This is a genomic window from Collinsella sp. CLA-AA-H167, from assembly GCF_040095305.1.
Lineage (GTDB): Bacteria > Actinomycetota > Coriobacteriia > Coriobacteriales > Coriobacteriaceae > Collinsella.
Genome location: NZ_JBBNGA010000003.1, coordinates 79,100 through 105,862, shown reverse-complemented (window position 1 = coordinate 105,862; position 26,763 = coordinate 79,100). Strand labels below are relative to the sequence as shown.

Here is a 26,763-nt window from a genome sequence, read left to right as displayed (position 1 = left end):
TTGATGTAATGACGAGGGGCCGCCCTGCGCCTGGGTTTGGCGCGGGGCGGCCTTTGCTTTTGTGGGGGAAGGGTTGTATGACCGAGATGTCCGAGCCGACGATTCGCCTGGCGACGCCCGATGATGCGCCGGCGTTGCTTGCCATCTATGAGCCGTATGTGCGCCAGACGGCGATTACCTGCGAATACGAGGTGCCGAGCGTTGAGGAGTTTGCCGGGCGCATCGAGCGTACACTCAAGCGCTATCCGTATCTGGTGATGGAGTTGGACGGGCGTCCGGTGGGCTATGCCTATGTGAGCCCGCTCAACAGCCGCGAGGCATACGACTGGTCGGTCGAGACGTCGATCTACCTGGCGCGCGATGTGCGCCACGGCGGGCTGGGCCGCAAGCTGCACGATGCGCTCAGGCAATGCCTGGTCGCGATGGGTATCACCAACATGTGCGCCCTCATCGCCGTGCCGCACGATAAGGACGACGAATACCTGACGCACAACAGTCAGGATTTCCATGCCCATATGGGATATCGCCTGGTGGGCGCCTTCGATCGCTGCGCCCAAAAGTTCGGTCGCTGGTACGACATGTGTTGGATGGAGTTGGTCCTGGCCGCGCGCACACCCAACCAACCCAAGCCAACCTGGTTCCCCGCACTTGTCACCCAAGGATTCAAACCTACCATTTAGGGACAGGTTTTTGGCTGTCTTGTGGTATCAAATCGCCGCAAGAAGCGCGGCGTTCGTACGCTATTTTGACTTGGATTGTCCCCTCGGCACGCCTTGCGAGCTAAGTGAGTAGACTTTTTGGCGCAGGCTGACCACAAAGCGTATCTGCCTTAGTAAAACCGCAGGTCACGGAGGTGGCTGTTTTGAATGTGCTCGGCAGGTCGCGAAAAGTCTACTCACTTAGATTTACGGTGCTGGATATTCTGGGCAGGAACAGTTGAGCTTGGGCGGCGCGTGTTGCCAGGCGATGTTGGCATTTGCGCCATGCTGGCTTGAGATTTAATAAAAACCGCAGGTAAAACGTTTATTAGGTACATTTTGCCTCGTTTGGTGCGCTAGCCGATGGGCTCGGTGTATTTGGCGCGGTCGGTGCGTTGGATGCGCTTGGAGATGTGCAGCGGGCGGCCGTCGGTGTCGTAGACGTAGTCAGTGATAAGGATTAGTGCCTGCCCGCGCTCGACGTTGAGCAAAAACGCCTCGTTTTGCGAGGCATAGCACACCTCAAAGGTCTTATGCCCCTGTGCCGGCGCGCGATGGAATTCTTGGCGCAGCGTGGCGTAGAGCGAACCGTTGATATCGCGATCTATGAGTGCTTCAAAGCTCGGTGGTAGATAGGTGGTCTCCAGGCACAGTGGCGCATCGTCCAGGTAACGCAGGCGGACAAGTTTGACAAGCTTGCTGCCCACGGTAGCGTCAAAGAACTTGGCCACGCTGCCCATTGCTTTGGCAAAGCCCGAGTCCACCGTGCGCGTGGTGGGCTTCATGCCCCGGCCTTCGACCTGCTTGGTATAGCTCGAAAACACCAGGTTGTTCTCGTGGAGCGCGGGCGTGTCGGCCACAAAGGTGCCACGTCCGCGCTCGGTGCGCACCAGGCCCTCGTCAACTAACACCTTAAGCGCGTGGCGCACGGTGCTGCGCGACAGCCCCGATTCGTCCATGAGCTCCATCTCGGACGGCAGCTTGTCTCCGCGTGCGTAGGTGCCGGCGGCGATGCGGTCACGCAGCGTACCCGCCAGACGCTCGTATTGGGCCAAGTTCTTTTTTGACGAAGTGCTCATGCGAACAACCTGTATCTAACTTGTATGCTTATTGAACCAAGCATGTATCCAACATGACAACAAAACCGCTGGTAATGGATTGCCGAAAACTTTACCAGCAAAATTTCTAAGACAAATATAGCATACAACTAGTCGACATAGCCAAAACATGTATATAACTTGTATGCCATCGAGAGCATCAAACGAGAAGAAAGGCCGATGCACGATGACTACTCAGGAACAGGTTAAGGACGTCGTCTCCCAGGTTTTGGCTGACAAGGCGGACAAGGGCGGCATCAAGCGCGTCGTGTGGATCGGCGCCGGCGGATCCAACGGCGGCAACTATCCTGCCCAGTACTTTATGGAGCACGAGGCCACGCAGGTTGTGAGCTCCAGCTACACCAGCAACGAGTTCGTGCACGCAACCCCTGCCTACGTCAACGAGAACACCCTGGCCGTCGTCGTGTCCATGCGCGGCACCAAGGAGACCATCGTCGCTGCTCAGGTCGCCAAGGACCACGGCGCCAGCACCATCGCCATCTATGTTGACGAGTCCGGACTCACCGAGGTCTGCGACTACAAGATCCAGTATGACAGCCTGGCCGTCGACGAGTCCTGCATGGGCCGTACCAACTCCGCCGTCGTGACCATGATCGCCATGGAGCTCACGCAGCAGACTGAGGGCTATGCCGAGTACGAGACCGCCATGGCCGCCTTCGACCTGGTCGACCCCATCTACCGCAAGGCCGTTGAGTACACCCGTCCGCTCGCTGCCAAGTGGGCCGAGCAGAACGCCGACAAGCCCTGCATCAACGTCATGGCTCAGGGACCGCTCTTTGGTGCCGCCTACGTCTTTAGCATCTGCAACGTGCAGGAGATGTTGCAGATCGACTCCTGCACCATCAACACCTGTGACTTCTTCCACGGCCCCTTTGAGATCCTGGACAAGCGCACCTCGCTGTTCCAGCTCATCAGCGTTGGCCGCAGCCGCTGCAACGACGAGCGCGGCATCCGCTTCGTCAACCAGTACGGTGGCGAGCGCGTCTATCAGCTCGACGCCAAGGAGCTCGGCCTCAACGACATCAAGGACAGCGTGAGCGAGTACTTCAACCACCTGATCTTTGCCCCGATCCTCAACAACGTGTACATGCGTGCACTCTCTGCCGTCACCCACAAGGACTACATGACGCGACGCTACATGTGGAAGCTTGAGTATTAGTTACGCCGTTCTACCGAACGGCGTAACGGCTCGACGCTGCGCGGGCCGCATTTGGACAATCTGGCGTTCAACTTCAAGGGCGCGACCAGAAGGTCAGCGCCCTTTCGTTTCACACCACCTTGCCTCAAATGCGACCCGCTCGCTGACTTATGCTCAACCAACGACTAGTCATTTAAGAACGTCCCCAATGACTACCCAATGAGTATGTGGGGAAACAGATTTTCCGCTCACCGATTTGTGTCTTGAAAAATGTATATAACGACTATAACGTAGTGTGAAACATATTGGAAACAATACCGAGGAGGCTGCGTTGAAGAAAAGCAATCTGGGCTATGTACTGGTGCTGATCGCCGCGCTTATGTGGGGCAGCATCGGAATCTTTGTAAACGGCATCTCGGCCATGGGCGTTTCGTCCCAGAGCATGGCTGCCTTTCGCTTGTTGGTCGGAGCGCTTATCTTGGCGCCGGTCCTGATGTTTATGGGCTGCCGTCCGGGTGAGGGGTCTACCGTGGCTCAGGGTCCGCTGGCCCTGTTCAAGGCAAGCCCTAAAGAGCTTGTTCCCTGCGCGCTTGTCGGTATCGTCGGTTTGGCCGCCGCCAACACCTGCTATTACGAGTGCATGGGCGAGGTCGGCATGTCCACGGCCTCGGTGCTGCTCTATACCTCGCCGGTGTTTGGCGTCGTGCTCGGTCGCGTGCTTTATCGCGAGAACGTGACCCCCAACAAGCTCGTTGCCATTGTCTTCAATATCGTTGGCTGTGTACTTGCAGTGACCAATGGCGACCTTTCCGGTTTTCATTTTTCGGTTTGGGGCGTCACGTCGGGCGTGATTGCAGGCCTTTGTGGTGCGTCGCTCGCGGTGTTTAGCCGGATAGCAACCAAGACGGTCCACCCGCTGGCTGTCACGTTTTGGGGCTTTGTTTTTGGCGGTGCGGTTATGGCAGCTATCGCGGCTCCGTGGCCGGATGTCGCCGCGGCAATGTCGCCACAGTTGCTGCTGCTGTTCCTTGGCTTTGGACTCATCCCCACAGCCGTGGCTTACATCTTATATATGCAGGGTCTGTCCATGGGGCTCGAGACGTCGAAAGTTCCCGTCGTAATGTCATTCGAGACAGTCGTCACCGTACTGCTGGGCATTGGTGTCTACGCCGAGCCCGCCGGTGCGATCAAGGTTCTGGGCATCGTTTTGGTGCTCGCGTCCATCGTGATCATGAACACCGACTTTTCCAAGCTACGCGACAGTGTGTTTGTCGGCCATGTCGTTGAGAGCATGACCTTTAAGCCCAACGCGTGGTGGACGGAGAAATCGCAGGACATGGATCTGTTCCGCGAGCGCACAGGCATTACGCTGGAGCCCACCGTGCAGGAAAGCCCCTGGTACTTCGTGCGATAGGGGATTGCGCGCGGCGTCCGACCTGGGGTTATCCAGCCAGCGCCGGCCTACCAAGCCCCAACGTTTCAAGTACGTTAAGCCCGCCAACGGTCGTTTTTCACCCGCGAACGGTTTATATACTAATTATCAATATAAGCAACGTATGAGACGTTATAATGACCATAACGAAAAGGAGGAGGCAAGATGAATCAGATCATTCTCGCATCTCATGGTGGCCTGGCCGCAGGCGCCAAAGACACGCTCGAGATGGTTCTCGGCGACGTGTCGAACGTCCACGTCGTGTCGCTTGCTCGTGACGACAAGGAGCCCATCACCAATAAGGTGGACGCTATGATCGCCACGTTCAACGCGGACGACACCGTCTATGTGCTGACCGATATGCTCGGCAGCTCGGTCAACAACAGCATGGTCGAGCTTTCCCGCAACGGTGCAGCATTCACGGTGATCAGCGGTTTCAACATTCCGCTGGCACTGACGCTTGCCATGAGCCCCGCCCCCGTCAAGGGTGCCGAGCTCGCGGCCCTCATCAACGAGGCCCGCACCGGTCTGACCAACCCCAACGCACCGGTCGAGGTCGCCGCGGCTCCCGCCAAGAAGGCCAAGGCGTCCCGTCACAGCTCCGGTCCCGCCAAGATCGTCCTCGCACGTCTTGACTACCGTCTGCTGCACGGCCAGGTCGTCTTTACCTGGACCACCAAGGTTCAGGCCGAGCGCATCATCGTCGTCGACAACGCTGCTGCCAACGATGACATCAAGAAGGGCGCTCTTAAGCTGGCCAAGCCCCAGGGCGTGCGCCTGAACGTCTTCACCGTCGAGCGTGCCCTCGCCAAGATGGACAAGCTCAACACCCTCGGCGAGCGCGTCATGTTCGTCTTTGGCAACACTGCCGAGATGCTGCAGTTCTGCCAGGGCTACAAGCTCGACGCCATCAACCTGGGCGCCACCGCCAACCACGACGGTGCCGATCAGGTCGGCGGCAAGGACAGCTCCGTCTTCCTCGACGCCAACCAGAAGGCCGACGTCAACCAGCTGCTCGACATGGGCATCAAGCTCTACGTCCAGCAGACCCCTACGTATCAGAGCGTCGACATCGACGCCAAGCTGTAATCAACCAGGCTTTTGCCTGACTGAAAGGAGAAGGGTATGAATACGTTCATCAGTGCGGTGCTCGTCGGCCTCGTCGGCGTGTTCTGCATGTGGGACTCCCGCCTGCTCGGTCGTCTTAACTTCGAGCAGCCCCTCGTTGGCGCTACGCTCGTCGGTCTGCTGCTGGGCGATGTGCCCACCGGCCTTGCCGTCGGTGCCGCCGTCGAGCTCGTGTCCATGGGCCTGGTGCAGGTCGGCGCCGCCGTTCCGCCCGATATGGTCCTGGGCGGCATCGTGGCCGCTGCCTTCGCGTGCCTGACCGATGCTTCCGCCGAGACCGCCATGACGATCGCCATCCCGGTCGCCGTCCTGGGTCAGCTCCTCGGCATCGTGTTCCGTTCCATCATCGCCGCCCTCACCCATGTGGCCGATAGCGCGATCGATAACGGAAAGTTCAAGACCGCCTACCGTATGCACATCTGCGCTGGCTCCGGTCTGTACGCCATCATGTACTTCCTGCCGATCTTCCTCGCCGTCTTTGTTGGCACCGACCTGGTTCAGGCCATCGTCAACATGGTTCCCGAGTGGCTGTCCACTGGTCTTAACGTTTCGACCAAGATCATGACCGCCTACGGCTTGGCCCTGCTGCTCACCATGATGATCAAGAAGGGTATGACTCCGTTCCTGTTCATCGGTTTCCTGCTCGCCGCTTACCTCAACCTGTCCGTCATCGCGGTCGCTCTGATCGGTGTGTGCCTGGCTGTCGTCTTCATGGGCTTCAAGTTCAACGGTTCCCATGCTGCTGCCGGCGTTGATTCCGACTACGATCCGCTCGAAGACGACGAAGACTAAGGAGGAACACACTATGGCAACCGCAACCAAGGACGTGTCCCTGAACAAGAAGGTCAGCCAGTTCTTCTGGCGCTCCTGGGCCATCCAGGCCTCTTGGAACTACGAGCGTCAGATGAACATGGGCTTCCTCTACGGCATGGTTCCCACGCTCGATCGCCTCTATCCGGACGAGTCCGACCCCAAGCAGCTCGCTGCTAAGAAAGAGGCTTACCACCGTCACATGGCGTTCTACAACTGCACCCCGCAGACGAGCGCTTTCATCCTGGGTCTCTCCGCCTCCATGGAGGAGGAGTACGCCAAGGATCCCGAGAACTTCGATCCCGATTCGATTAACGCGGTCAAGACCTCCCTCATGGGTCCGCTTTCCGGCATCGGTGACTCCTTCTTCCAGGGCACCATCCGCGTTATCGCCTTTGGCCTGGGCGTTCAGCTGGCTCAACAGGGCTCCATCATGGGCCCGATCCTGGCCATGCTCATCTCCATCGTGCCTTCCGTGCTGATCACTTGGTTTGCCGCCAAGATCGGCTACCAGGGTGGCCACGAGTACCTGAGCAAGCTCCAGGGCGGCGACCTCATGGAGAAGCTCATGTATGTCTGCGGCATCGTGGGCCTTATGTCCGTGGGCGGCATGATCGCTACGCTAATCGGCGCCACCACCCCGCTGCAGTTCGCTGAGGGTACCGTCGTTATCCAGGACATCCTGGACGGCATGATGCCTCAGATGATCTCGCTTGGCCTCACCGGCCTTATGTACTGGCTCATCAAGAAGAACGTCAACACCGGTTGGCTTCTCGTGATCGCCATCGTGGGCGGCATCGCCCTCTCCGCGGCCGGCATCCTGGCCTAGTCGCGACTAAGCGCCTAACCGCTTTCCCCCGGGGGCCTGCCTGGCATCCCATACCCCAGGCAGGCTTCCATCCCCAATAATGTGACAAAGGGACAGTTCCTTTGTCGCATCCTCAACGGGCCGGCGACTCGGTCCAAACCACGGTAACCCTGCGAGCGCCCGGCAATGTGGCGCCGCAAAAATCGAAAGGAATGTGTCAGATGTACGAGATCGACCTTAACCTCCCTAAGCAGATCGTCGCTGACGTCCTGTCCAACCACGAGATCCACAGCGTCGCCTTCGTCGGCTGCGGCGCTTCCATGTCCGACCTGTACCCCGCCAAGTACTTCCTGGCCAACAACACGGACAAGCTGAACGTTCAGATCTTCACCGCTAACGAGTTCAACTACGACACGCCCTCCTGGGTCAACGAGCACACCTTCGTGATCACCTGCTCCCTCGGTGGCTCCACGCCCGAGACCGTCGAGGCCAACAAGACCGCCAAGAAGCACAACTGCCCGGTCGTCTCCCTCACCAACAAGGCTGGCTCCGCTCTGACCGTTGACGCCGACCACGTCATCGTTCACGGCTTCCACGCCAACTACGCTGCCAAGTGCGAGAAGCCCGGCTATGCTATCGCTCTTGCTCTCGAGATCCTTCAGCAGACCGAGGGCTATGACCACTACGAGGACATGATCACCGGCCTCACCAACATCTTCGATCTCTGCGAGAACGCCGCTCAGCACTGCAAGAAGCTCGCCAAGAAGTTCGCCGAGGACTTCAAGGACGACAAGATGATCTACTTCATGGCTTCCGGTGCCTCCGAGAAGATGGCTTATTCTCACGCCGCCTTCCTGTTCACCGAGATGCAGTGGATCGACGCCGCCGCCTACAACACCGGCGAGTACTTCCACGGCCCGTTCGAGGTTTCCACCGAGGGTAAGCCCTACGTCTTCTTCATGTCCGATGGCGCCACCCGTCCGATGGACGCCCGCGCCCTCACCTTCCTTGAGCGCATGGGCGCCAAGGTCGCTCTGATCGACTCCAAGGACTACGGCCTGGCTGACGCCGTGCCCGCGAGCGTCATCACCTACTTCAACCCGCTGCTGCACCTCGCCGTTATGCGCGAGTACGGCAACCAGATCGCCGAGGCCCGTCAGCACCCGCTGACCATGCGTCGCTACATGTGGAAGCTTTCCTACTAATCACAAGTAAGTAGACCTTACAGGTTGATTGAGAGGGGATGGGGTTTGCGCCCCGTCCCCTTTTTGCTTTGGGGGCGTGTCTGTCGCGTCATAAAACCCCAGATAAAACCTACCAAAATAAACCTGTCCCTTTTTGGCAGGTAGGAGGAGATGCGTATGATCAAGGCAGTGCTGTTTGACATGGACGGCGTGCTGGTCGATACCGAGTGGTTCTACAACCGCCGCCGCGTGGCGTTTATGGAAGAGAAGGGGTTCCACTTTGACGAGATTCCCGATCTTTCGGGGTCTAACGAGCCGGCCATTTGGGAGGCGCTGGTGCCCGACGATGTTGAGCTGCGCGAGCGCCTACGCGTGGAGTACAAGCAGGTCTACAGCCCGGACCACCCCGTTCCGTATGCCGAGCTGCTCAACGAGCAGGCGGAGCCGGTGATGCGTGAGCTGCATGAGCGTGGCGTGAAGTGTGCCATCGCGAGCTCGTCCTATCGCGAGTTGATCGACGAGCTGGTGGAGATTGCCGGTATCGCCGACGTGCTGGACTACACCATCAGCGGTCACGAGTGCAGTGCGTTTAAGCCCGACCCCGAGATCTACCTGCGTGCCATGGAGGCGCTGGGGGTGGAGCCTGCCGAGTGCCTGGTTATCGAGGATTCGCCTTTGGGCATCGAGGCTGGTAAGCGCTCCGGCGCCCGCGTCCTGGCGCTGCGTCCGCACGAGGGTGTCAACCTCGATCAATCGCGAGCCGATGCCGTTATCGATAATCTGACCGACATTTTGGCCGCTTTGTAGCGTCAATCCGCCGAGAGAAGCACTGATTCACGCGTCTTTTGCTGCGGATTGGCTTAATTTGTCATCTATTTGGATCCGTTTGGCTTCGATTCGGACTAAGTGAGTAGACTTTTTGATGCAAGACGAGCACAAAGCGCATCTGCTCTAGTAAAACCGCAGGTCACATGGGTGGCGGTTTTGGGTGTGCTCTGCAGGTCGCGTAAAGTCTACTCACTTGTAATTTGGGCCTTTGGTCGTGGGGTTGCTGGTCCCGCTTTGGTTGTCGAGAGAGGGTGAATTGAAGCGCCCCCGCACGCTCCATGCTACAATCGCGGACATACCCCACAACTACATCTGCCTTCGAAAGGAGCCTGCGTGGCGAACGCCATCGATCAGCTCACGGACCGAGTGCTCGTACTCGGCCGCCTCACCATCGTCCGCCGCGCCATTACTGCCGTGGCGGTCACGATTTCCGCCGTTCTCCAGACATTCCTGATCCAGGCGTTCGTTCAGCCCGCCGACCTGCTTCCGAGCGGCCTCACCGGCGTTGCGGTCCTGCTCGATCGCGTTACCTCGCTGGGCGGCGTTCGCATCGACATTTCGCTCGGTATGCTCGCGCTCAACATCCCCGTGGCGCTCCTATGCTGGAGCGGCATTAGCAAGCGCTTCGTCATCTTCTCGATGATGCAGGTCGTGCTCTCGTCGCTGTTCCTCAACGTCTTTCACTTCGCGCCGTTTTTGGGCGACAAGATCATGCTCATCATTTTTGGCGGCGTGGTCTCGGGTCTGGGCGCTGCCATCGCACTTAAATCCGGCGCATCCACCGGCGGCACCGACTTTATCGCGCTGTGGGTTTCCAACCACACGGGCAAGACCATCTGGGGCGTCATCTTTGGTTTCAACTGCTTTATCCTGGCGATCTTTGGCTTTATGTTTGGCTGGGACAAGGCGGCGTATTCCATCGTGTTCCAGTTTATTTCGACCAAGACCATCGACAGTTTCTATCGTCGCTACGATCGCGTGACGCTGCAGATCACGACGCGCAAGGCAGACGAGGTCATGACTGCCTACGTAAACCATTTTCAGCACGGCATTAGCTGCGCCGAGGTCGTCGGCGGATATAGCCGCGAAAAGATGTACCTGCTGAACACCGTTGTCTCGACCTACGAGAGTCAGGACATTATCAAGCTGGTGTGCGACGTTGATCCCGGCGCCGTGATCAACGTGTTCCACACGCTCAACTTTGTGGGCGGCTGGTGGGGTGGTCATGTCGACGAGCCCATGCCCACGGCCGTTCCCGATCCCGACAAGCCCGCACGCATGGCCAGCAGGCAGGCGCGCCTCAGCGAACAGGACAGCCTGCAGCAGGACGACGGCAAGTAGGGTATTGGCATTTTGCCGGTCCTGCGCAACCCATCCGAACGAGCCCCCCGAAAGCCCCGTTGCTTTCGAGAGGCTCTCGTTTGCCCAGATAAAACCTACCAAAATGAAGCTGTCGCTTTTTGGTAGGGAGGGTGTATCGTTTTATCATTATGAGGTAATATGAAACTAGACGTTATATACGTATTAGTTATTTCGATATTTCGATAAGAGTGATTAGATATGCCTGCGCCCAAAAATGCACCGCTTTACCAGCAGATTTACGACGAAATCAAGGATGCGATCGAGAAAGGTGTTTATGCACCCAAGGAGCGTATTCCGTCCGAGCTTGAGCTAGCCGAGCAGTACGACGTGAGCCGCATTACGGTGCGCCGCGCCGTCGAGGAGCTGTGCTCCGATGGCTACCTGGTTAAGCAGCAGGGCCGTGGTACCTTTGTCTCCACGCCGCACATCAATCGTCAGTTCCACGCTTCGACGCTGCAGACGTTTACCGCGCTGTGTGCCAGCAACGGCATGAAGGCGGGCGCGCATGTGGTCGATCGCCAGATTGTGCCGGCACGTCAAAACGAGATGGAGTTCTTTGGCCTGCAAAAGGACGCGCTGCTGCTGCATATTAAGCGCGTGCGCACAGCCGACGGCGAGCCCATCTTTGAGGAGAACATCTTTGTGCCGTTTGACGCCTACCGTGAGCTGTTGACGGCCGATCTTGAGGACAAGTCGATTTTTGCCGAGGTCGAGCGTGTTGGCGGAACGCCGATTGTCTCGGTTGGCTACCGCACGGTCGAGGCCGTTCGCGCCAATGCCGAGCAGGCGGCTGAGCTGGGCATTGCTCCACACGATCCGCTGCTCAACCTGCGTGCCGGCTTTATCGGCCCCAATGGCGAGCCGGTCCTGATGGGTAAGCAGTACTACGTGGGATCGCGCTACGTTATGGTCATGTAAGTTACGCGGTTTTACCAAACCGCGTAACGGGCCGACGCTGCGCGCCGCCCAGGGCGACAATTTGTCATTCAAAAGGCAAGGCATGACCAGAAGGTCTATGCCTTGCCTTTTTCATGCCAACTTGTTCGCCCTGGACGTCGCTCGCTGTCCGTCCTCTACCTGCGGTGTTGTTTTGCTCCAGGTAATCATTGGGGACAGACTTAAATGACTGCCCTTTGGACCGCGCTGCTCGTGGCTGGCGGCAACTAGGCGCTGGTCCGCGTGGCGGCGTATAATCGGCGGCAGATGACTTGAACGTTAGGAAACCATGACCGATAGCATGCAGCAGATGGCGCTCGACACGCTCGGCGCCCATTTTGGCTACACCTCGTTTCGCCCGGGACAGGACCGCATGGTCGATGCGATCCTTGCCGGTCGCGATGCGTTGGGTGTTATGCCCACGGGCGCCGGCAAGTCCATTTGCTACCAGGTGCCCGCGCTCATGCTGCCCGGCATCACCTTTGTGGTGAGTCCGCTGCTGTCGCTTATGGAGGACCAGACCCGTGCGTTGCTCGCGGCGGGTGCGCGACCCAGCTATCTCAACTCTAGCCTTACCCCGGCCCAGCAAAACACCGTGCTCAAGCGGGCGCGCGAGGGCCGCTATCAGCTTATGTACGTGGCGCCCGAGCGCTTGCTCGAGCCGCGTTTTTTGGCCTTTGCGCAGGAGGCCGCGGCGGACGGCGGCATTGGCGTGCCGCTCGTGGCCATTGACGAGGCCCACTGCGTGAGCCAATGGGGCCAGGATTTCCGCCCCGCCTACCTGCAGATTCGCGAGTTCATCGATTCCCTGCCGCAGCGCCCTATCGTGGCAGCCTTTACCGCTACGGCGACCGAGCGTGTGCGCGCGGACATTCAGCAGATGCTCGGCCTGCAAAACCCCGCGACGGTGGTGACGGGCTTCGATCGCAAGAACCTCTACTTTGGTTGCGAGGAGATGGGCGACAAGGCCAAGACCGCCTGGGTGCGCGACTATGTGATTGCGCATTCGGGCGAGAGCGGCATCGTGTATTGCTCGACCCGCAAGACGGTCGATGCGCTGGCGGGCGAGCTTGCCGGGGCGCTGGGCCCCAGCGGCATTCGCGTTGGCCGCTACCATGCCGGCATGGGCAACGACGCCCGTCGTCAAAGCCAGCGCGCCTTTATCGACGACGATATTCAGGTGATGGTTGCCACCAATGCCTTTGGCATGGGTATCGACAAGCCCAACGTGCGCTACGTGATTCATAACAACGTGCCCGAGAGCATCGAGGCCTACTACCAAGAGGCAGGTCGCGCCGGTCGCGATGGCGACCCGGCAAGCTGCCACTTGCTGTGGAACGGTAACGATTTTCGCATGCGCCGCTTTTTAATCGACCGCGGCGATGCCGCCGATGAGGCGCTTGACGACGAGCAGCGCGCGTGGGCGCTCCAGAATCGATATCGTCTGCTCAGCCAGATGGAGGGCTATTGCAATACCACCGGCTGCCTGCGCGAATATATGTTGCGCTACTTTGGCGACGAGGCCGCGGCCGAGCATGCTGCCGCGGCTGGTGCGGGCGCCACCGCCACGGACGAGGCCGAGGGCTGCGGCAACTGCAGCAACTGCCTCACGCAGTTCGAGGTCGAGGACGTCACCGATATGGCCCGCGCCGCTGTGCGCTATGTGGCCACGCGACCCATGCGCTTTGGCAAGTCGCTCATCGCCGACGTGCTCCACGGCGGCAACACCGAGCGCATTCGCCAGATGCATCTGGACGAGGACCGCGGCTATGGTGAGCTGTCGAGCGAATCGGTCGGGCGCATCAAGGACATCATCGGCCAGCTGTGCGGCCGCGGTTACTTGGCCGCCTCGCAGGGGCAGTACCCGGTCGTGGGGCTGGGCCCGCGTGCCGCCGAGGTCGAGGATGAGGCGTTTGCCTTTACCGTTAAGCGTCGTGCGTCCAAGCACAAGGCCTCGGCCCGTGCCCGCCGCGCGGTGGATCTGCTGCGTGAGGAGGCCGAGCTAGATCAGCGCCCGCGCGTGGGTGACGATGCCGAGCTGTTCGAGCGCCTGCGTGCCCTGCGCAAGGAGATTTCGACCGAGCTGGAGATGGCGCCGTACATGGTCTTCTCTGACAAGGCCCTGCGCGGCCTGTGCCGCCTACGACCTCAGACACGCGACGAGCTTATCCAGGTCAACGGTATTGGCGAGAAAAAGGCCGATGCCTTTGGCGAGCAGTTTATGGCGGCGATTGAAGAGTTTGAGTCCGAGCATGCACGGGATGGAGCGTAATGATGGCATCCGACGATAAAACCGAGCGCACTGAGGTGTCCGCCGTGCCGCTGTACCAGCAGGTTATGGACGACCTAAAGGGCGAGATCGCGCGCGGCGTGTACGCATCCGGCTCGCGCATTCCTTCCGAGATGGAGCTCGCGAAGTACTACGGCGTGGGACGCATCACCGTGCGCCGCGCCGTCGAGGAGCTGTCGCGCGCGGGGTATCTCAACCGCCAGCAGGGGAGGGGCACGTTTGTGTGTGCGCCCAAGCTCAAACGCAAGATTGTCCAGAAGGGTGACGTTCAGAGCTTTTCCGAGGGTTGCGCCGCCAACGACATGGTGGCCGGAGCACGCCTGGTGTCGCGCACGGTGGTTGCGGCGACGCGCGAGGACGCGGCGTTTTTTGGTGTGGAACCCGGCTGCGAGCTCATCGTTGTCGAGCGCGTGCGCACGGCAGACGGCGTGCCCGTCATGCTCGAGAACAACGCCTTTGTGCTGGCCGACCATCCCTATCTGCAGACGCTTGCCGACAAGGACCTCACGGACAATTCCATCTTTGCGCTCGTTGCCGAGCATTCGGGCCGCGCGCCGCTCAAGTCCGACCCCTGTACGGTGGAGATTGCGCTTGCCGATGCTCAGGCGGCCTCGCTGCTGGAGGTGCCGGTCGGCGAGCCGCTCTTCTATATGGAGGCGTACTTTACCGATGCGGACGAGCGGCCCTTGCTGCTCGGACGCCAAAAGATCGTGGGCTCGCGCTACGTGTTCGACATCTAACGTCCACAGATAGAACAACATAGAACAAGTTTGGTGAAATGACTTCACGTGCATCGTCGTGCGTGCTATAAATAGGACAACATAGAACGACAGCAGGTACGAGCTGCCGTCGTCCAAAGCCGCCACACAAGGAGGAACATCACCGTGAACGCACACGATCTGGTTCAGGAAATTATCGAGCGCAAGGGCAAGATTGAGAACGTCTTTTGGATCGCCTGCGGCGGTTCGATGATCGACCTGATGCCGGCCAACGAGCTACTCAAGCGCGAGGCCACCACGTTTACCTCGACGGTCTACACGGCACGCGAGTTTTGCCTGATGGCTCCCAAGAGTCTTGGCGAGAAGTCACTCGTCATCGCCTGCAGCCACAGCGGCAACACGCAGGAGGTCGTCGACGGCTGCGAGATGGCGCTGGCCGCCGGCGCCGAGGTTGTCGCCCTCACCGACTGCGAGGGCTCCAAGATCGATAACGGCAAGTGGACCACCTGGGTCTATCCGTGGGGCGAAGGCGTGCCGCAGGCCGAGGTGCCGCAGGGCATCGGCGCCCTGATGGCTGCCGAGCTGCTCGACCAGCAAGAGGGTTACGAGGCGCTTGCCGACATGTACGCCGGCCTTAAGCAGATGGATGCGCTGCTGCCCGCTGCCCGCGAGAAGGTCAACGCCGAGCTAGGCGCCCGTTTTGCCGAGCTCTGCCAGCAGCACAAGTTCTTCTATATCCTGGGTTCCGGCCCCAACTTTAGCCAGACCTACGCCATGGCCATCTGCTCGCTCATGGAGATGCAGTGGCAGCACTGCTGTTACATCCACTCCGGCGAGTATTTCCACGGCCCGTTCGAGGCCACCGAGCCCGGCGTGTTCTATTTCGTGCAGCTCGGATCGGGCGAGTGCCGCCCCATGGAGGAGCGCGCGCTTGCATTCCTCAACACGCACACCGATACGGTCATGGTGCTCGATGCGCTCGAGTACGGCGTGGGCGAGGTGCCCGCCAGCGTGCGTTCGTTCCTGGAGCCGATCTTCTTCTATGCGATGAGCTGCGAGTTGCGCGCCGCCCGCGGCAAGGTGTTCGACCACAGCCCCGAGGTCCGTCGCTACATGGGCATCGAGCAGTACTAGGTAACGGGAAAACCATTCACCTTCGATTCGTAAGGGCGCTGCGTGAGTCAAAAAAGCGGGCCGTGCCGGGGATTTCCGGCGCGGCCCGCTTAGTATCGCGCTTAGATTCGTAAGGTTGCGGCAGCCAGCGGCCTACTTTGCGTCGTAGGCCTCGGCGTCCCACCAGTCGAGCTGGGCGATGTTGTCGCGAATGTGCTGGCAGCTCTTGTGGAAGCCCTCGAGCTCGTACTCGGACAGGTCCAGCGTGTAGACCTCCTCGACGCCCTCGGCGCCGATCACGCACGGCAGGGAGGTGAAGATGCCCTCCTCGCCATACTGGCCGGTCATAAGCGTGGAGGCGGAAAGCACGGCGTGCTCGTTGTGAAGCACGGCGGCGCAGACGCGCGCGGCGGAGTTGGCGACGGCGTACTCGGTGCACTGCTTGCCCTGGTAGGTCACATAGCCGCCCTTGCGTGCAAGCTCCTCGACCTCCATGTGGTCGAAGGCGTACTTGTCGGGGTTCTCGGCCTGAAGTTCATTAAGGCTCTTGCCGGCGATGGCCGCGGCCTTAAAGGCTGCAAGCTGGCTAAAGCCGTGCTCGCCGATCATATAGGCGTCGATGGACTTGGGGCTCACGCCGACCTTCTTGGAGATCTCGGTGCGCAGGCGGGCGGAGTCCAGGCCGCAGCCCGAGCCGATGATCTTCTTGGGATCGTAGCCGGTCAGGTGCCACAACTCGGTGCACACGACGTCGCAGGGGTTGGAGATGCTCACGAAGATGCCGTCAAAGCCGGCGTCGACGATGCGCTTGGCAAAGGTGCGGGCGGCATCGGTGGTAAAGAACAGCTCGCCGTCGCGGTTGCCGGCGGCCAGCGCGACCTTGCCGGCGGCGTTGACGATGACGTCGCAGCAGGCCAGCTCCTCGTAGTGGTCGTAGCAATTGACGATCTTGGTGTTGTACGGGACAAACGAAAGGGAGTCACGCAGGTCCTGGACCTCGGACGTCACTTTGGCCTCGTTGATATCGCACAGGTACAGCTCATCGGCAATGCCCTGCATAAGTAGGCTGTTGGTGACATGTGCTCCTACGTGGCCCTGGCCGACCACGCCGATCTTACGCGTCTGGAACATATATGTATCCTTTCGACCGAGTTTTTTGCGTCGGACCATTGTAGCGTCCAGCTGTCACTTTGCTAGGCTAAAGCGCCATAGATTTTTTGGGCATGCCTTAATCTCTACTTTTGGAGTGATTTGGGCCGCTGACGGCATCGCTGGGCGATGCGCTCGCGCGGATGGGGCCGGTCGTTGTACCATAGCTGCAACTGACTCGTAAGGAGCATCCATGCCCATTCGTATTCCCGACGCCCTCCCTGCCGCCGCGCAGCTCGAGAGCGAGAACATCTTTGTCATGACCGAGTACCGCGCGCTGCACCAGGACATCCGGCCGCTGCGCGTGCTCATCCTCAACCTCATGCCCACCAAGATCGCCACCGAGACGCAGATCATGCGCAAGCTCTCCAACACGCCGCTGCAGGTGGAGGTGGACCTGCTGCGCACCAAAACGCACGAGGCCACGCACGTGAGTGCCGGCCACCTGGAGACGTTCTACCGCACGTTCGACGACATCCGCGACATCCACTACGACGGCCTGATCATCACGGGCGCGCCGGTGGAGCAGATGCCGTTCGAGGAGGTCGACTACTGGCCCGAGCTCTGCCAGATCATGGATTGGTCCACCACGCATGTGCACTCTACGCTGCATATTTGTTGGGGCGCGCAGGCGGGGCTCTACCATCATTACGGTATCCAGAAGTACGATCTGCCGGCAAAGGCGAGTGGCGTGTTCGAGCATTATCTGGTGAAGCCGCAAAGCCCGCTGGTCCGCGGCTTTGACGACCGTTTCTATGCCGTGCATTCGCGCAACACCGATGTGCGCCGCGAGGACGTGGAGGCCGAGCCGCAGCTTGAGGTCGTGGCCGTGTCCGACGAGGTGGGCCTGTACATCGTCAAGTCGACCGACAGCCGCCGCTTCTTTGTCTTTGGCCATCCCGAGTACGATACCGACACGCTGCGTTTGGAGTACGAGCGCGACGTGAAGCGCGGGCTTAACCCTCAGGTGCCGGCGCATTACTTCCCGAACGACGACCCCACCGCCGAGCCGCGCAACGTCTGGCGCAGTCAGGCTCAGCTGTTCTACACCAACTGGCTCAACTACTACGTCTACCAGACCACGCCCTACGACCTGGCCCGCGCCGGCGAGGAGCACTAGGCCGTCGGGATGTGCGTCAGCCGTTAGGCGCTGATGATGTGGGGTAGCGGCAGGTCGTGGGCGTCGGTGGGAACGTGGTCGACACGCTGCTCGTCAAAGGCGATGCCGATGATTTGGCATGCGGGCGAGAGCATGGGCAGGTAGCGGTCATAGCAGCCGCCGCCGTAGCCCAGGCGCGCGCCGGCGCGGTCGAAGGCTACGAGTGGCACGACGACCATGTCGAGGGCCTCGGCAGACACGATGGGGAAGCGGTCGCTGTCGATGTCCATGGCCGCGAAGGCCCGCGTGGGGTGGGCGATAAACGGAGCCGCGGACGCATCGCCGCCGGCAACTGCCCGCATGCACATGCGCTGGCCACAAGCTGCGGCGTCTGTTGCCGAGAGTATGCACGGATAGGCCACGCGCCAGCCGCGTTTGGCGGCCGCTGCGGCAAACGCGGCAGGATCGACTTCGGAACCCATCGCGGCATAGGCGGCAACGGTGTGCGGCGTCGCGGCATCCAAGCGATCCAACAGCTCAACAAGCCGCGCACAGATAACGGCGGACTTCGCCGCCCGCACATCCAAATCAATCGCATCGCGCCGAGCAATCGCCGCCCGTCGCAGCTCAACCTTATCCATCCCAGCCTCCTCTAGCAAACCTGCCAAAAAGGGACAGGTTTATTTTGGCAGGTTTTATCTGGGCAAACACCCAAACCACCACACAAACCATTGCAAAGGGGGCAGTTCATGGACACCTTCGTGGTGGTTTTGACGAAGAGCAGGTGTTCGCGGCGGTTTGTCTCGATCTGTAACAGTAACTCGGCAAAATCTGACCTAGATGTTACAGATTGAGACAAAGGGCCGGCGTCATCCGAAAACGTCTCGATTTGTAACATCTGGAGCCAATATTGCCGCCTAGATGTTACAGATTTAGACAAACTGGTGGGACGGGTGAGCTGCCCCGCCCAAGCAGCGGCAAAAGAAAAGGTAGATTTTCAGGCATGTCCCAAAAATCTACCTTTGTGGGTTAGGCCAGCAGGTCGACGACGTTAAAGCCGGCGTTGCTCTTGGCGATGACGTCTCGACCGCCAAAGACGCAGGTTGGCGACTCGGCTGCGATTCGCGTCACGTCGGCACCGAGCGAGCGAAGCTCACCGGGCGTGGCGGCGAGCATCTGGGCGCGGCGCTCCTCGCGTGCATGCGGATCGAGCCCGGCCAGGTAGGTCGTGTTGCGGCGTTTGGTGAGCGCGTATGGCTTCACTGGCGCGTCCATGCCGCTCACGCAGCTCACGATAAAGCCCTCAAAGGCGGCCTCGTCGGGCTCAAAGCTGCCGAGCCATTCGCCTGCGCGCGCAACGCGCTCAATCGAGGGGTCGATTGCCGGGTCGCGGTAGGTGTAGAACGCCGTCTGACGCTCGCCTGCCGCGCGGAATCCGCAGCCGTACGCGCCGCCCTTCACGCGGATCTCGTTCCACAGATAGTCGTAGGAGAGCGCGTTGGCGGCAACCGCCCAGGCGCCCGTCACGTCGATGCCCAGGCGACGCGGGTCGCACGCGCTTGCCGCAAAGCAGATGTCGCTGGGGATGACAAAGGCCTCGTGGCGGTCGCGCGGCTCCGGTACCACGAGCGTGCCGCTGCCGGCATCGGCGCCGTCGCCAGCGCCCAGCCCCAGATCGTCCGCGGCGGCCCAGTATGCGTTAAAGTCCTCGTCGCTGCCGGTAAAGCTCGCCATGCAGCCATCGGCCACAAAGATGCGGCCTGCCAGCTCGGCAAGTTTGGCGCGCAGGTCATCCAGTCGCTCGTCAAAGTGGTCGAGCAGATCGCGCAGGAACAGGTAGAAGTCCACGCCCGAAAGCTGCTCGCGCACCATGGCCGAGGACGAGCTGTAGCTCATCGCGCGACCGAGTGCCGCCGAGTGACCGTTGTTGATAAAGCCCTGCTCAAGTCCAATGCGAATCTGCGTGAGCACGTCGCGCACGCGGTCGGCGTCGGCATCGAGCAAAAGCGTGCTCGACCACACCTCGCGCGGCAGGCTCGCTAGCGCATCGATCTTCTCGGACAGGGCGCCGGCGCTCACCAGCAGGTAGGGACGCACACCGTCCACGTCGGGCTGGGTCATGACCTCGGTCGTAAAGCTCAAAAAGCCCAGCTTGCCGGCGAGCACGTTGTCGAGCTCCTCGGCCGAGTGCTCGCTCGTGGGCAGCTGTTTGAGCAGGCGGCAGAGCAGCGTCACATAGGGCAGGTCCTCAAATGCGACGCAGCTCAGGTCGAAGTACTGCATGGCGTAGGCCAGACGGTTGGTGGGGATGCCGTGGCGCAGGCAGGGGATGGGCGCAGTCGTGTCCACGACCAGCGGCGGCTCGGGGCGCGCCTCGCCAATGTCGGAAACGCGCAGGTGCGGTAGCGTGGCCTTGGCCTCGAGCGTGTCCTCGGCCTCCTGTGCGGCACGCAGCACGGCCGTGCGCTCGACCACGTCGGCCAGCTCGGCATTGGTCATGGCGTCGCGCTTGGCTGCTAGCTCGGCGGCCTCGGCACCCTCTGCGCCCTCGGCGGCGTCCACCGGCACCAGCTCGACCAGCGCCATATGGTCGTTTTCCAGCACCAGCTCGCGCAGCAGGTCCTCAAAGTAGCTGCCGTCCAGCTCGCCACGCAGCTCCTCGTACACCGGGCCGTACTTGAGCGCCAGCGTCGCGGCGTCGTCATCGTAGAGCCAGGTGCTCAGCGCGTCGCACGCAATGGCCACGCCGTCGGCGATACCGTAGTCGCGCTGGCGCAGGTCGTACTCGTTGCTGCTGATGATGGCTTCCAGGCGCTCGCGCGGAACGCCGTGCTCGCACAGGTCGCGGCAGGCGTCTTGGAACACACGACGCAGCTCGCGCGCCACGCCGGGCTGCGCGTTTTGCAGCATGATGAGCTCGTAGGGCTGCAGGCTCTCGGCCGCGGTGTAGCTCACCACGTTGCCGCCCAGGCCCGCTGCCAGAATGGCCTTCTTAACCGGCGCTTCGTTGGAGCCCAGCAGCGCTTCGAACAGGATGTCCGCCGCGATTGTGCGCTTACGGTCGAGCGCGCTGCCCAGCACAAGGCCCAGGCCCACCAGGGCGTTTTCGGGCGTGGTGGCCATCTCGACGCGCTTATACTCGCAGGTCACGGGCGCTTGCACGCCCAGCGGATTGGGTGCCAGCACGGACGGGTCCTCGCCGGCGGCAACGGCGGCGTCCATGCGGCGGCTCGCGGCACTCGGTTGCGACAGATAGCGCTCGTCCAAAAAGGCCAGTGCGCGGTCCACGTCCAGGTCGCCGTAGAGCGTGATGTAGGAGTTGGAAGGATTGTAGTGGCGCGCGTGCGTGTCCAGGAACTGCTCGTAGGTGAGCGAGGGAATCGCACGCGGGTCGCCACCGCTCTCGTGCGCATAGGCGGTGTCGGGGTAGAGCGCGGCGTTGACGGCATCGTCCAGCACGCTCATGGGGTCGGACAGCGCGCCCTTCATCTCGTTGAACACCACGCCGTTATAACGCAGCGTGCCCTCGCGCAGGCTGGCGGAGCTGCCGTCGCCCTCGCTCTCGACGCCCTCTGGCAGGTCCAGCTCGTAGTGCCAGCCCTCCTGCTCAAAAATGGTGGGCTTGGTATAGATGGCCGGGTTGAACACCGCGTCTAGGTACACGTCCATCAGGTTGTACAGGTCCTGCTCGTTGGTGGTGGCAACGGGGTAGATGGTCTTGTCGGGGTAGGTCATGGCGTTGAGGAACGTCTGCATGGAGCTCTTGACCAGATCGACAAACGGCTCCTTGACGGGGAATTTGGCCGATCCGCACAGCACCGAGTGCTCAAGAATATGGAACACGCCGGTGGAATCGGCCGGCGGCGTCTTAAAGCCAATGGCAAAGGCCTTGTTCTCATCGTCGCATGCCAGGTACAGCAGGCGAGCGCCCGAGGCAGCGTGACGCAGCACGTAGGCGTCCGAATCGAGCTCGGGCACGGTCTCGCGGCGCTCGACGGCAAAACCGTGGCAGGTGGTGCCGGGCACCAGCAGTGCGGCGGCAGCGGCGCGCGGGTCGGTTGAGGTAGTGGACATATGCAGTCTCCTTTGACGCCCCAACGGGGGCGAATCGAGTCGAATCCCCGAGAGTATACCCATATGGGGCGGCGGCTCTGCGACGAACTGGAGACGATGCCAGCGGATTGGACAAAGGCCCCGCGCGTTCACCGCACGAGCGTGGATTTTCGGACGAAATAATCCGTCGCAGACCCAAATGCCGTCCAATTATCCACTCCCGCACACCTTTCGTCTCCAACCGTGAGATAAGAGATAGACGAGAGACGTATACGAAAGATGGCTGTACAGCAAAGAGCCAAACAATTAATAGTGCTGTTTGGTTGGTGATTGTTTTTTCAGTAAAAACACTTACGAATAAAGCAAGTTGCAAACAGCTGCCCCCTTATTTCGTGCTCATTTTTAAGGCGAGAAATTGCCGTCATATGATCGGACGAGTTTCAACGATTGCGATTTAGTATTTGGCGCGGATGCGGTCGATTCCGATGAAACGCTAGTTGACCACGCGGTAGATTTCGCTTTCTCCCAGATGCCCCGGCTATGCGCAATAAGCCGGATAACGAAGCGATTGCCGGTGCGTCTATCCATAGGGAATTCCGGGAAAGCTTCTGCGGACAGTCAAAAGATTTGTCGGTCCCAAGCGGATTAAAGGTATTTGCATAAGACGTCATTTAACTAGAGTCGATGCATATTGAATCGTTCAATGAACTTGCACGCTGTGTCCAAAAACGCCGATTGTTGTTTTAAGGGGCTTGATGAAAGACCAGAACCAAAATAATACTTGCATAGTTAGTTATATAAAGTATTATAACGTTATGGGATGAACGAAGGGTTCATCTAAGTGAGTTAGGAGTAAGGGATGTTCAATTTCGATGAGCCTCGTTACGAGAAGGTTGTGAGCGATGCCCTCGCTCTCCGTCCTCAGATTGAGGCTGCCGTGGACGAGGTCTGCGAGCAGGGTTATTCCAACATCTTCTTCATCGGCTGCGGCGGCACCTGGGCCCACACGCTCCCGATGAAGTATTGGGTCGAGACCACCACGGCCGACGTCGACGTCCACTGCGAGATCGCCGCTGAGTTCCTCGCGTGCCCGCCCAAGGCCTTCAACAAGGACTCGGTCTGCGTCTTCTCCACCCGTACCGGCACCACCCCCGAGATCATCGAGGCCGCCAAGTTCTGCCAGGAGCAGGGCGCCCGCACGCTGATGTATGTCTCCAACGACAACACCCCGGCCACCGAGTACGCCGACTACAAGTTCTTCAGCTTCGCCGAGGACGACGTCCTGTGCGAGGCCATCTACACCTACCAGATCACGCTGGTCGCCCGCTTCCTCAAGAACGCCGGCGCCTTCCCCAAGTACGACACCTTCATGGAGGAGTTCGGCAACATCGCCCCGTACCTCATCAAGGCCAAGGACGCCCAGGACGAGCGCTGCGCCGCCATGGCCGAGGACTTCAAGGACACCGACTACCACATGGTGATCGGCTCCGGCATGCTCTGGGGCGAGGCCTACGACTACGCCATGTGCATCCTCGAGGAGATGCAGTGGATCAAGACCAAGTCCATCCACGCCGCCGAGTTCTTCCACGGCACCATCGAGCTGTGCGAGGAGGGCACGAGCCTCATCATGCTCTACGGCGAGGACGACACCCGTAAGCTCATGGACCGCGTGGGCAACTTCACTCACATGCTCGCCGACGAGAAGGGCGTCCATGTCCGCGTGAACAAGTTCGACACCGCCGAGATCGAGCTGCCGTTCAGCGACCCCGAGTTCCGCAAGATCGTCTCCCCGATGGTCACCTACACCATCACCGAGCGCCTGAGCTGCCATCTCGAGCACGTCCGCAACCACCCGCTCACCACGCGTCGCTACTACCACCAGATGAACTACTAAAGCAGCTTTCAGCGGGCGTTATTTTGCTCGGAAATAATTCGTTATGTTGCGTTCGTAAAACAATGCAAACAAATGTCGCAGTCTCGTTCTAGGGAGCCATGCCGTAGCTGGCCGCTTGAGGTCGTATTTGCTTGGACTCGACCATGCGGCTCGTTGGCATTTCACGGTAGCGACTTCAAGGCGAAATGGGGCATTTTTGCCAAATGCCCCTCTTGTTTGCGCCACAAGTGGCATTCGACACCTTCATATGGAGTGTTTGATATTGTAGACGGTTCAAAAATAAGATTGAACCGTCTATTTATTTCAAAATAATACGTAATAGGTTATCTTATAACGTATAGAAGTTTCATAGAATGTTATACGGAGAACGTTATGATTAACCCGACTAGTGCTGTGCCGCTATATGTACAAGTAGCTGATGATTTGCGCCGTCGTATTGAGATGGGCGAGTTTTCCGAAAGTGGCGTGTTGCCTAGCGAAAATGGTTTTTGCGAAGAATACGAGGTTAGCCGTGCGACGATACGGAAGGCAATTCAAACTCTTGTGGATGACGACGTGCTTGATACGCGTCATGGCAAGGGCACATTTATCCGGCAGCCTAAAATCGTCTCGAGCTTGAGCACGTTTAAGGGTTTCACTTATTTTTGCCATGAAAATAATATCGAAACCTCGTCTCGTGTTCTCGCTCTTCAGGAGGTCGAGCCGCCCGTTGCCGTCCGTCGTCATTTGCGAATGGAAGAGAATGAATCTGCGGTTTACCTCAAACGCGTGAGGTCAATTAACCACATAAATGCAATGATTGAACATATTTATCTTCCAGTAAAGAACTTCGGGTTTTTACTGGGTGTCGATATGGAGAACGCATCACTTTATGAAACGATTGAGAGAGAGACGGGGCTGCGACTAGAGGATAATTGTTTCCCGTCTATTGTGCTTGAAGCAGGGCTTGCTACGGATGAGGAGAAGCGCATCCTTAATATCGCAGGAGAAGCTGCGATGTTTATATTGAGTGAGACCGTTTATATGAGCACTGGTAAGCCAGTGCACTTTACTAAGCAGGTGATGTTGGGTGATTATTTCAAATACTTCTTTTCGATTAAGGCTAATCAACTCGGCATCAATTGGCGGGGACTTGAAGCCGTTGAGTGTAGAAAGCAATAGGTTGAATAATGGTTAAAGTGGAGAGCGCTGTTCCATTGTATAAGCAGATCGTTCACGATCTTGTGAGTCGAATAGAAAGTGGCGTATATAGCGAAGGGGATAAGCTTCCTACTGAGACGGAGCTTATGAAGGAATATGGCGTTAGTCGTATTACTGTTCGATCGGCAATCAAGGAACTAGAGGATGCCGATATCGTTGAGCGCACGCGAGGGAAAGGGACTTTTGTTACCACGACACGCAATGCCTATGCAGCCGATGACCAGGAAAGCTTCACCCATTCCTGCATTCAAGAAAATAAAAAGCCTTCTACCGTAGTGCTCGAAGTAGCTTGGATTTATCCTACGCTGCGCGACGTGCGTTTTCTTCAGGTCCAGGAGGACGAGAATATTCTTCAGACTAGACGTTTGCGCTTAGTCGATGGCGTGCCAACGATGTTGGAAACCAATAGCTACACTCCTTCTCTTGCCTTTTTGGAACATGAAGATTTATCGGGTTCTCTACTTGAGGTGCTGGGAAGACGCCATATCGAACTTGGCAATAACGAGCGAACGTTGCAGGTGTGCTTTGCAAGTGCTTACGAGGCAGAACATTTGAATGTAAAGCCGGGATCTGCCCTTTTATTATTTGTAGATAAGCGTTGCAGCGCGCAGGGAGTGCCATTGTTTATTTCGCGGCAGGTGTACTGCACTGAGCGCTTAAAGTTTTATCTCTAGCGAAAGCCAAACCCCGGATCTTTCTTAACCGAATAACAAGAGATTGAAAACGCCCCGACAAAGGGGCGTTTTTTTTGCCGTTTACGGGCGAATTATTACCGCTTAGGAAGCTTGATTGATCTGTCTTGACAAAGCGAAAGTTTCGAGGATACTGTAGATAACAATACAAAATATAACGTTCTATTAACAGATGATTGACTGAGATTGGGAGATAAATGAGGAAGTTGCTCTTGGCCAGCCATGGGCCACTTGCTAGAGCGATGCGTGAAACGCTCCAGCTATTTTGCGGTGAAGATCCTCGCGTTAAGGTGCTATGCGCATATGTCGATGAGGACACGATGGATGTAAACGAGTTGATAGATTTTTGGGACCGTTCTCGCGACCCAGCAGACCAGTGGATTGTCATCACTGATGTCTATGGTGGGTCAGTGAATAACGCTTTTATGGAAAGGTTGGGTGACGATTCTCTAAGGCTCATTGCCGGCATGTCGCTACCACTAGTGCTCGAAGTGTTTTCGAAATTGAGCACACTTGATGACGCCGAGCTCGCTGCATTGGTTTCAAGTGTCCGCCAAAAGGGCACATGCCTATGTTCGCTGCCAAATTCGGTAGAAGAAGACGAGGATTTTTGAGAAAGGAACAAAGATGATTAAGCTGCTGAGAGTTGACCATCGCTTGCTTCATGGTCAGGTTGCCATGACTTGGACGCAAGAGCTTGACACCAATTGCATTTTGATTGCCTGCGATGCGGTTGTGAAAGATGACGTGCGCAAGACGACGCTTAAGCTGGCACGTCCGGCAGGCGTCAAATTGGTTATCAAATCGGTCGATGATTCTATCGAGGCTCTTAGGAGCGGTGTGACCGATAAGTACCGTTTGTTCATTGTCGTTGAAAGCATCGAAGATGCTTACCGCCTGGCAAAGGGCTACAGCGAAATCGAGCATATCAACATTGGAGGAACGAAGCCGCGTGAGGGTGCAGATGTACGCCTATCTTCAACGGTTTTCGCTACCGATCGCGACGTGGAGCTTCTACATGAGCTCAGTGATGCCGGAATCGAGGTGGAGATCAGGCAGGTACCTAGAGACGAGAAGATTTTGATTTAAGCACATACAATAGAAAGGGGATC

At 58.8% G+C, this 26,763-nt stretch carries 24 protein-coding genes; 20 read left to right on the top strand and 4 right to left on the bottom strand.

Annotated features, from left to right (window positions below):
- Window positions 1-77: 77 nt before the first annotated feature.
- Entirely contained in the window at window positions 78-680 is a 603-nt protein-coding gene (locus AAAT03_RS03445; RefSeq protein WP_349102592.1) for an N-acetyltransferase family protein, read from the top strand.
- A gap of 374 nt (window positions 681-1,054) precedes the next feature.
- Here AAAT03_RS03445 and AAAT03_RS03440 read toward each other — a convergent pair whose 3' ends face one another.
- Window positions 1,055-1,777, bottom strand: coding sequence for a GntR family transcriptional regulator (locus tag AAAT03_RS03440; RefSeq protein WP_117637435.1), 723 nt, complete (start codon window positions 1,775-1,777; stop codon window positions 1,055-1,057).
- Between the two features lie 205 nt (window positions 1,778-1,982).
- Between AAAT03_RS03440 and AAAT03_RS03435 the strand changes: the two genes are divergently transcribed.
- The 12 genes from AAAT03_RS03435 to AAAT03_RS03380 all read left to right on the top strand — a co-directional run bounded on the left by AAAT03_RS03435 (window position 1,983) and on the right by AAAT03_RS03380 (window position 15,585).
- Window positions 1,983-2,975 (top strand): SIS domain-containing protein, encoded by a 993-nt coding sequence (locus AAAT03_RS03435; RefSeq protein ID WP_118226093.1) that lies wholly within the window; start codon window positions 1,983-1,985, stop codon window positions 2,973-2,975.
- Between the two features lie 310 nt (window positions 2,976-3,285).
- On the top strand, window positions 3,286-4,368 hold the full coding sequence (locus tag AAAT03_RS03430) for a DMT family transporter (protein WP_349102591.1): 1,083 nt from the start codon (window positions 3,286-3,288) through the stop codon (window positions 4,366-4,368).
- A gap of 183 nt (window positions 4,369-4,551) precedes the next feature.
- Window positions 4,552-5,475, top strand: coding sequence for a PTS sugar transporter subunit IIB (locus tag AAAT03_RS03425; RefSeq protein WP_349102590.1), 924 nt, complete (start codon window positions 4,552-4,554; stop codon window positions 5,473-5,475).
- Between the two features lie 36 nt (window positions 5,476-5,511).
- The gene (locus AAAT03_RS03420; RefSeq protein WP_022095161.1) at window positions 5,512-6,306 is read left to right on the top strand and encodes a PTS sugar transporter subunit IIC; all 795 of its coding nucleotides are present in this window, start codon (window positions 5,512-5,514) and stop codon (window positions 6,304-6,306) included.
- A 13-nt stretch (window positions 6,307-6,319) separates the two neighbouring features.
- Window positions 6,320-7,153: a PTS system mannose/fructose/sorbose family transporter subunit IID gene (locus AAAT03_RS03415; RefSeq protein ID WP_346971924.1), complete on the top strand. Its 834-nt coding sequence runs from the start codon at window positions 6,320-6,322 to the stop codon at window positions 7,151-7,153.
- A 200-nt stretch (window positions 7,154-7,353) separates the two neighbouring features.
- Window positions 7,354-8,337, top strand: coding sequence for an SIS domain-containing protein (locus AAAT03_RS03410; protein WP_226790479.1), 984 nt, complete (start codon window positions 7,354-7,356; stop codon window positions 8,335-8,337).
- A 156-nt stretch (window positions 8,338-8,493) separates the two neighbouring features.
- The gene (locus tag AAAT03_RS03405; protein WP_271743096.1) at window positions 8,494-9,123 is read left to right on the top strand and encodes an HAD family phosphatase; all 630 of its coding nucleotides are present in this window, start codon (window positions 8,494-8,496) and stop codon (window positions 9,121-9,123) included.
- A gap of 354 nt (window positions 9,124-9,477) precedes the next feature.
- A complete protein-coding gene (locus AAAT03_RS03400) occupies window positions 9,478-10,485 on the top strand; it encodes a YitT family protein (protein ID WP_271743097.1) in 1,008 nt (335 codons plus the stop codon).
- 219 nt (window positions 10,486-10,704) lie between these two features.
- Window positions 10,705-11,424, top strand: a complete 720-nt coding sequence (locus tag AAAT03_RS03395) for a GntR family transcriptional regulator (protein WP_349102589.1) — start codon at window positions 10,705-10,707, stop codon at window positions 11,422-11,424.
- Window positions 11,425-11,731: 307 nt separating this feature from the next.
- Complete coding sequence (locus AAAT03_RS03390; RefSeq protein ID WP_349102588.1) at window positions 11,732-13,714, top strand: ATP-dependent DNA helicase RecQ; 1,983 nt, start codon at window positions 11,732-11,734, stop codon at window positions 13,712-13,714.
- 2 nt (window positions 13,715-13,716) lie between these two features.
- Window positions 13,717-14,472 (top strand): GntR family transcriptional regulator, encoded by a 756-nt coding sequence (locus tag AAAT03_RS03385; protein WP_349102587.1) that lies wholly within the window; start codon window positions 13,717-13,719, stop codon window positions 14,470-14,472.
- Window positions 14,473-14,616: 144 nt separating this feature from the next.
- Window positions 14,617-15,585 carry an SIS domain-containing protein gene (locus tag AAAT03_RS03380; protein WP_225094173.1) on the top strand — a complete coding sequence of 323 codons (969 nt, stop codon included), beginning with the start codon at window positions 14,617-14,619 and terminating at the stop codon, window positions 15,583-15,585.
- Between the two features lie 132 nt (window positions 15,586-15,717).
- Here the strand turns inward: AAAT03_RS03380 and AAAT03_RS03375 are convergent, their stop codons facing one another.
- Complete coding sequence (locus AAAT03_RS03375; protein WP_225094174.1) at window positions 15,718-16,695, bottom strand: L-lactate dehydrogenase; 978 nt, start codon at window positions 16,693-16,695, stop codon at window positions 15,718-15,720.
- A 211-nt stretch (window positions 16,696-16,906) separates the two neighbouring features.
- Here AAAT03_RS03375 and metA point away from each other — a divergent pair, with 211 nt between their 5' ends.
- Window positions 16,907-17,833 (top strand): homoserine O-succinyltransferase, encoded by a 927-nt coding sequence (metA, locus tag AAAT03_RS03370; protein ID WP_117583845.1) that lies wholly within the window; start codon window positions 16,907-16,909, stop codon window positions 17,831-17,833.
- 23 nt (window positions 17,834-17,856) lie between these two features.
- Here the strand turns inward: metA and AAAT03_RS03365 are convergent, their stop codons facing one another.
- On the bottom strand, window positions 17,857-18,453 hold the full coding sequence (locus AAAT03_RS03365; protein ID WP_225094175.1) for a 5-formyltetrahydrofolate cyclo-ligase: 597 nt from the start codon (window positions 18,451-18,453) through the stop codon (window positions 17,857-17,859).
- Window positions 18,454-18,497: 44 nt separating this feature from the next.
- Here AAAT03_RS03365 and AAAT03_RS03360 point away from each other — a divergent pair, with 44 nt between their 5' ends.
- Window positions 18,498-18,626 carry a hypothetical protein gene (locus AAAT03_RS03360; RefSeq protein ID WP_263634082.1) on the top strand — a complete coding sequence of 43 codons (129 nt, stop codon included), beginning with the start codon at window positions 18,498-18,500 and terminating at the stop codon, window positions 18,624-18,626.
- A gap of 215 nt (window positions 18,627-18,841) precedes the next feature.
- On the opposite strand, the gene AAAT03_RS03355 is transcribed toward AAAT03_RS03360, so the two are convergent.
- On the bottom strand, window positions 18,842-21,886 hold the full coding sequence (locus AAAT03_RS03355; RefSeq protein ID WP_349102586.1) for an insulinase family protein: 3,045 nt from the start codon (window positions 21,884-21,886) through the stop codon (window positions 18,842-18,844).
- An 838-nt stretch (window positions 21,887-22,724) separates the two neighbouring features.
- Here AAAT03_RS03355 and AAAT03_RS03350 point away from each other — a divergent pair.
- The 5 genes from AAAT03_RS03350 (at window position 22,725) to AAAT03_RS03330 (ending at window position 26,740) form a co-directional block, all read left to right on the top strand.
- Window positions 22,725-23,759, top strand: a complete 1,035-nt coding sequence (locus AAAT03_RS03350) for an SIS domain-containing protein (RefSeq protein WP_349102584.1) — start codon at window positions 22,725-22,727, stop codon at window positions 23,757-23,759.
- A 372-nt stretch (window positions 23,760-24,131) separates the two neighbouring features.
- Window positions 24,132-24,920, top strand: coding sequence for a GntR family transcriptional regulator (locus tag AAAT03_RS03345; RefSeq protein WP_117790910.1), 789 nt, complete (start codon window positions 24,132-24,134; stop codon window positions 24,918-24,920).
- 8 nt (window positions 24,921-24,928) lie between these two features.
- On the top strand, window positions 24,929-25,633 hold the full coding sequence (locus AAAT03_RS03340) for a GntR family transcriptional regulator (RefSeq protein ID WP_349102585.1): 705 nt from the start codon (window positions 24,929-24,931) through the stop codon (window positions 25,631-25,633).
- 215 nt (window positions 25,634-25,848) lie between these two features.
- A complete protein-coding gene (locus tag AAAT03_RS03335) occupies window positions 25,849-26,265 on the top strand; it encodes a hypothetical protein (protein WP_055287649.1) in 417 nt (138 codons plus the stop codon).
- Window positions 26,266-26,278: 13 nt separating this feature from the next.
- Window positions 26,279-26,740 (top strand): PTS sugar transporter subunit IIB, encoded by a 462-nt coding sequence (locus tag AAAT03_RS03330; RefSeq protein ID WP_099432598.1) that lies wholly within the window; start codon window positions 26,279-26,281, stop codon window positions 26,738-26,740.
- Window positions 26,741-26,763: the final 23 nt, after the last annotated feature.

What these genes read in the sequence shown, in the direction of transcription:
- AAAT03_RS03445 (WP_349102592.1), top strand. Translation starts at nt 78, where the DNA reads ATGACCGAGATGTCCGAGCCGACGATTCGCCTGGCGACGCCCGATGAT.
- AAAT03_RS03440 (WP_117637435.1), bottom strand. Translation starts at nt 1,777, where the DNA reads ATGAGCACTTCGTCAAAAAAGAACTTGGCCCAATACGAGCGTCTGGCG.
- AAAT03_RS03435 (WP_118226093.1), top strand. Translation starts at nt 1,983, where the DNA reads ATGACTACTCAGGAACAGGTTAAGGACGTCGTCTCCCAGGTTTTGGCT.
- AAAT03_RS03425 (WP_349102590.1), top strand. Translation starts at nt 4,552, where the DNA reads ATGAATCAGATCATTCTCGCATCTCATGGTGGCCTGGCCGCAGGCGCC.
- AAAT03_RS03420 (WP_022095161.1), top strand. Translation starts at nt 5,512, where the DNA reads ATGAATACGTTCATCAGTGCGGTGCTCGTCGGCCTCGTCGGCGTGTTC.
- AAAT03_RS03415 (WP_346971924.1), top strand. Translation starts at nt 6,320, where the DNA reads ATGGCAACCGCAACCAAGGACGTGTCCCTGAACAAGAAGGTCAGCCAG.
- AAAT03_RS03410 (WP_226790479.1), top strand. Translation starts at nt 7,354, where the DNA reads ATGTACGAGATCGACCTTAACCTCCCTAAGCAGATCGTCGCTGACGTC.
- AAAT03_RS03405 (WP_271743096.1), top strand. Translation starts at nt 8,494, where the DNA reads ATGATCAAGGCAGTGCTGTTTGACATGGACGGCGTGCTGGTCGATACC.
- AAAT03_RS03395 (WP_349102589.1), top strand. Translation starts at nt 10,705, where the DNA reads ATGCCTGCGCCCAAAAATGCACCGCTTTACCAGCAGATTTACGACGAA.
- AAAT03_RS03390 (WP_349102588.1), top strand. Translation starts at nt 11,732, where the DNA reads ATGACCGATAGCATGCAGCAGATGGCGCTCGACACGCTCGGCGCCCAT.
- AAAT03_RS03385 (WP_349102587.1), top strand. Translation starts at nt 13,717, where the DNA reads ATGGCATCCGACGATAAAACCGAGCGCACTGAGGTGTCCGCCGTGCCG.
- AAAT03_RS03375 (WP_225094174.1), bottom strand. Translation starts at nt 16,695, where the DNA reads ATGTTCCAGACGCGTAAGATCGGCGTGGTCGGCCAGGGCCACGTAGGA.
- metA (WP_117583845.1), top strand. Translation starts at nt 16,907, where the DNA reads ATGCCCATTCGTATTCCCGACGCCCTCCCTGCCGCCGCGCAGCTCGAG.
- AAAT03_RS03365 (WP_225094175.1), bottom strand. Translation starts at nt 18,453, where the DNA reads ATGGATAAGGTTGAGCTGCGACGGGCGGCGATTGCTCGGCGCGATGCG.
- AAAT03_RS03355 (WP_349102586.1), bottom strand. Translation starts at nt 21,886, where the DNA reads ATGTCCACTACCTCAACCGACCCGCGCGCCGCTGCCGCCGCACTGCTG.
- AAAT03_RS03350 (WP_349102584.1), top strand. Translation starts at nt 22,725, where the DNA reads ATGTTCAATTTCGATGAGCCTCGTTACGAGAAGGTTGTGAGCGATGCC.
- AAAT03_RS03345 (WP_117790910.1), top strand. Translation starts at nt 24,132, where the DNA reads ATGATTAACCCGACTAGTGCTGTGCCGCTATATGTACAAGTAGCTGAT.
- AAAT03_RS03340 (WP_349102585.1), top strand. Translation starts at nt 24,929, where the DNA reads ATGGTTAAAGTGGAGAGCGCTGTTCCATTGTATAAGCAGATCGTTCAC.
- AAAT03_RS03335 (WP_055287649.1), top strand. Translation starts at nt 25,849, where the DNA reads ATGAGGAAGTTGCTCTTGGCCAGCCATGGGCCACTTGCTAGAGCGATG.
- AAAT03_RS03330 (WP_099432598.1), top strand. Translation starts at nt 26,279, where the DNA reads ATGATTAAGCTGCTGAGAGTTGACCATCGCTTGCTTCATGGTCAGGTT.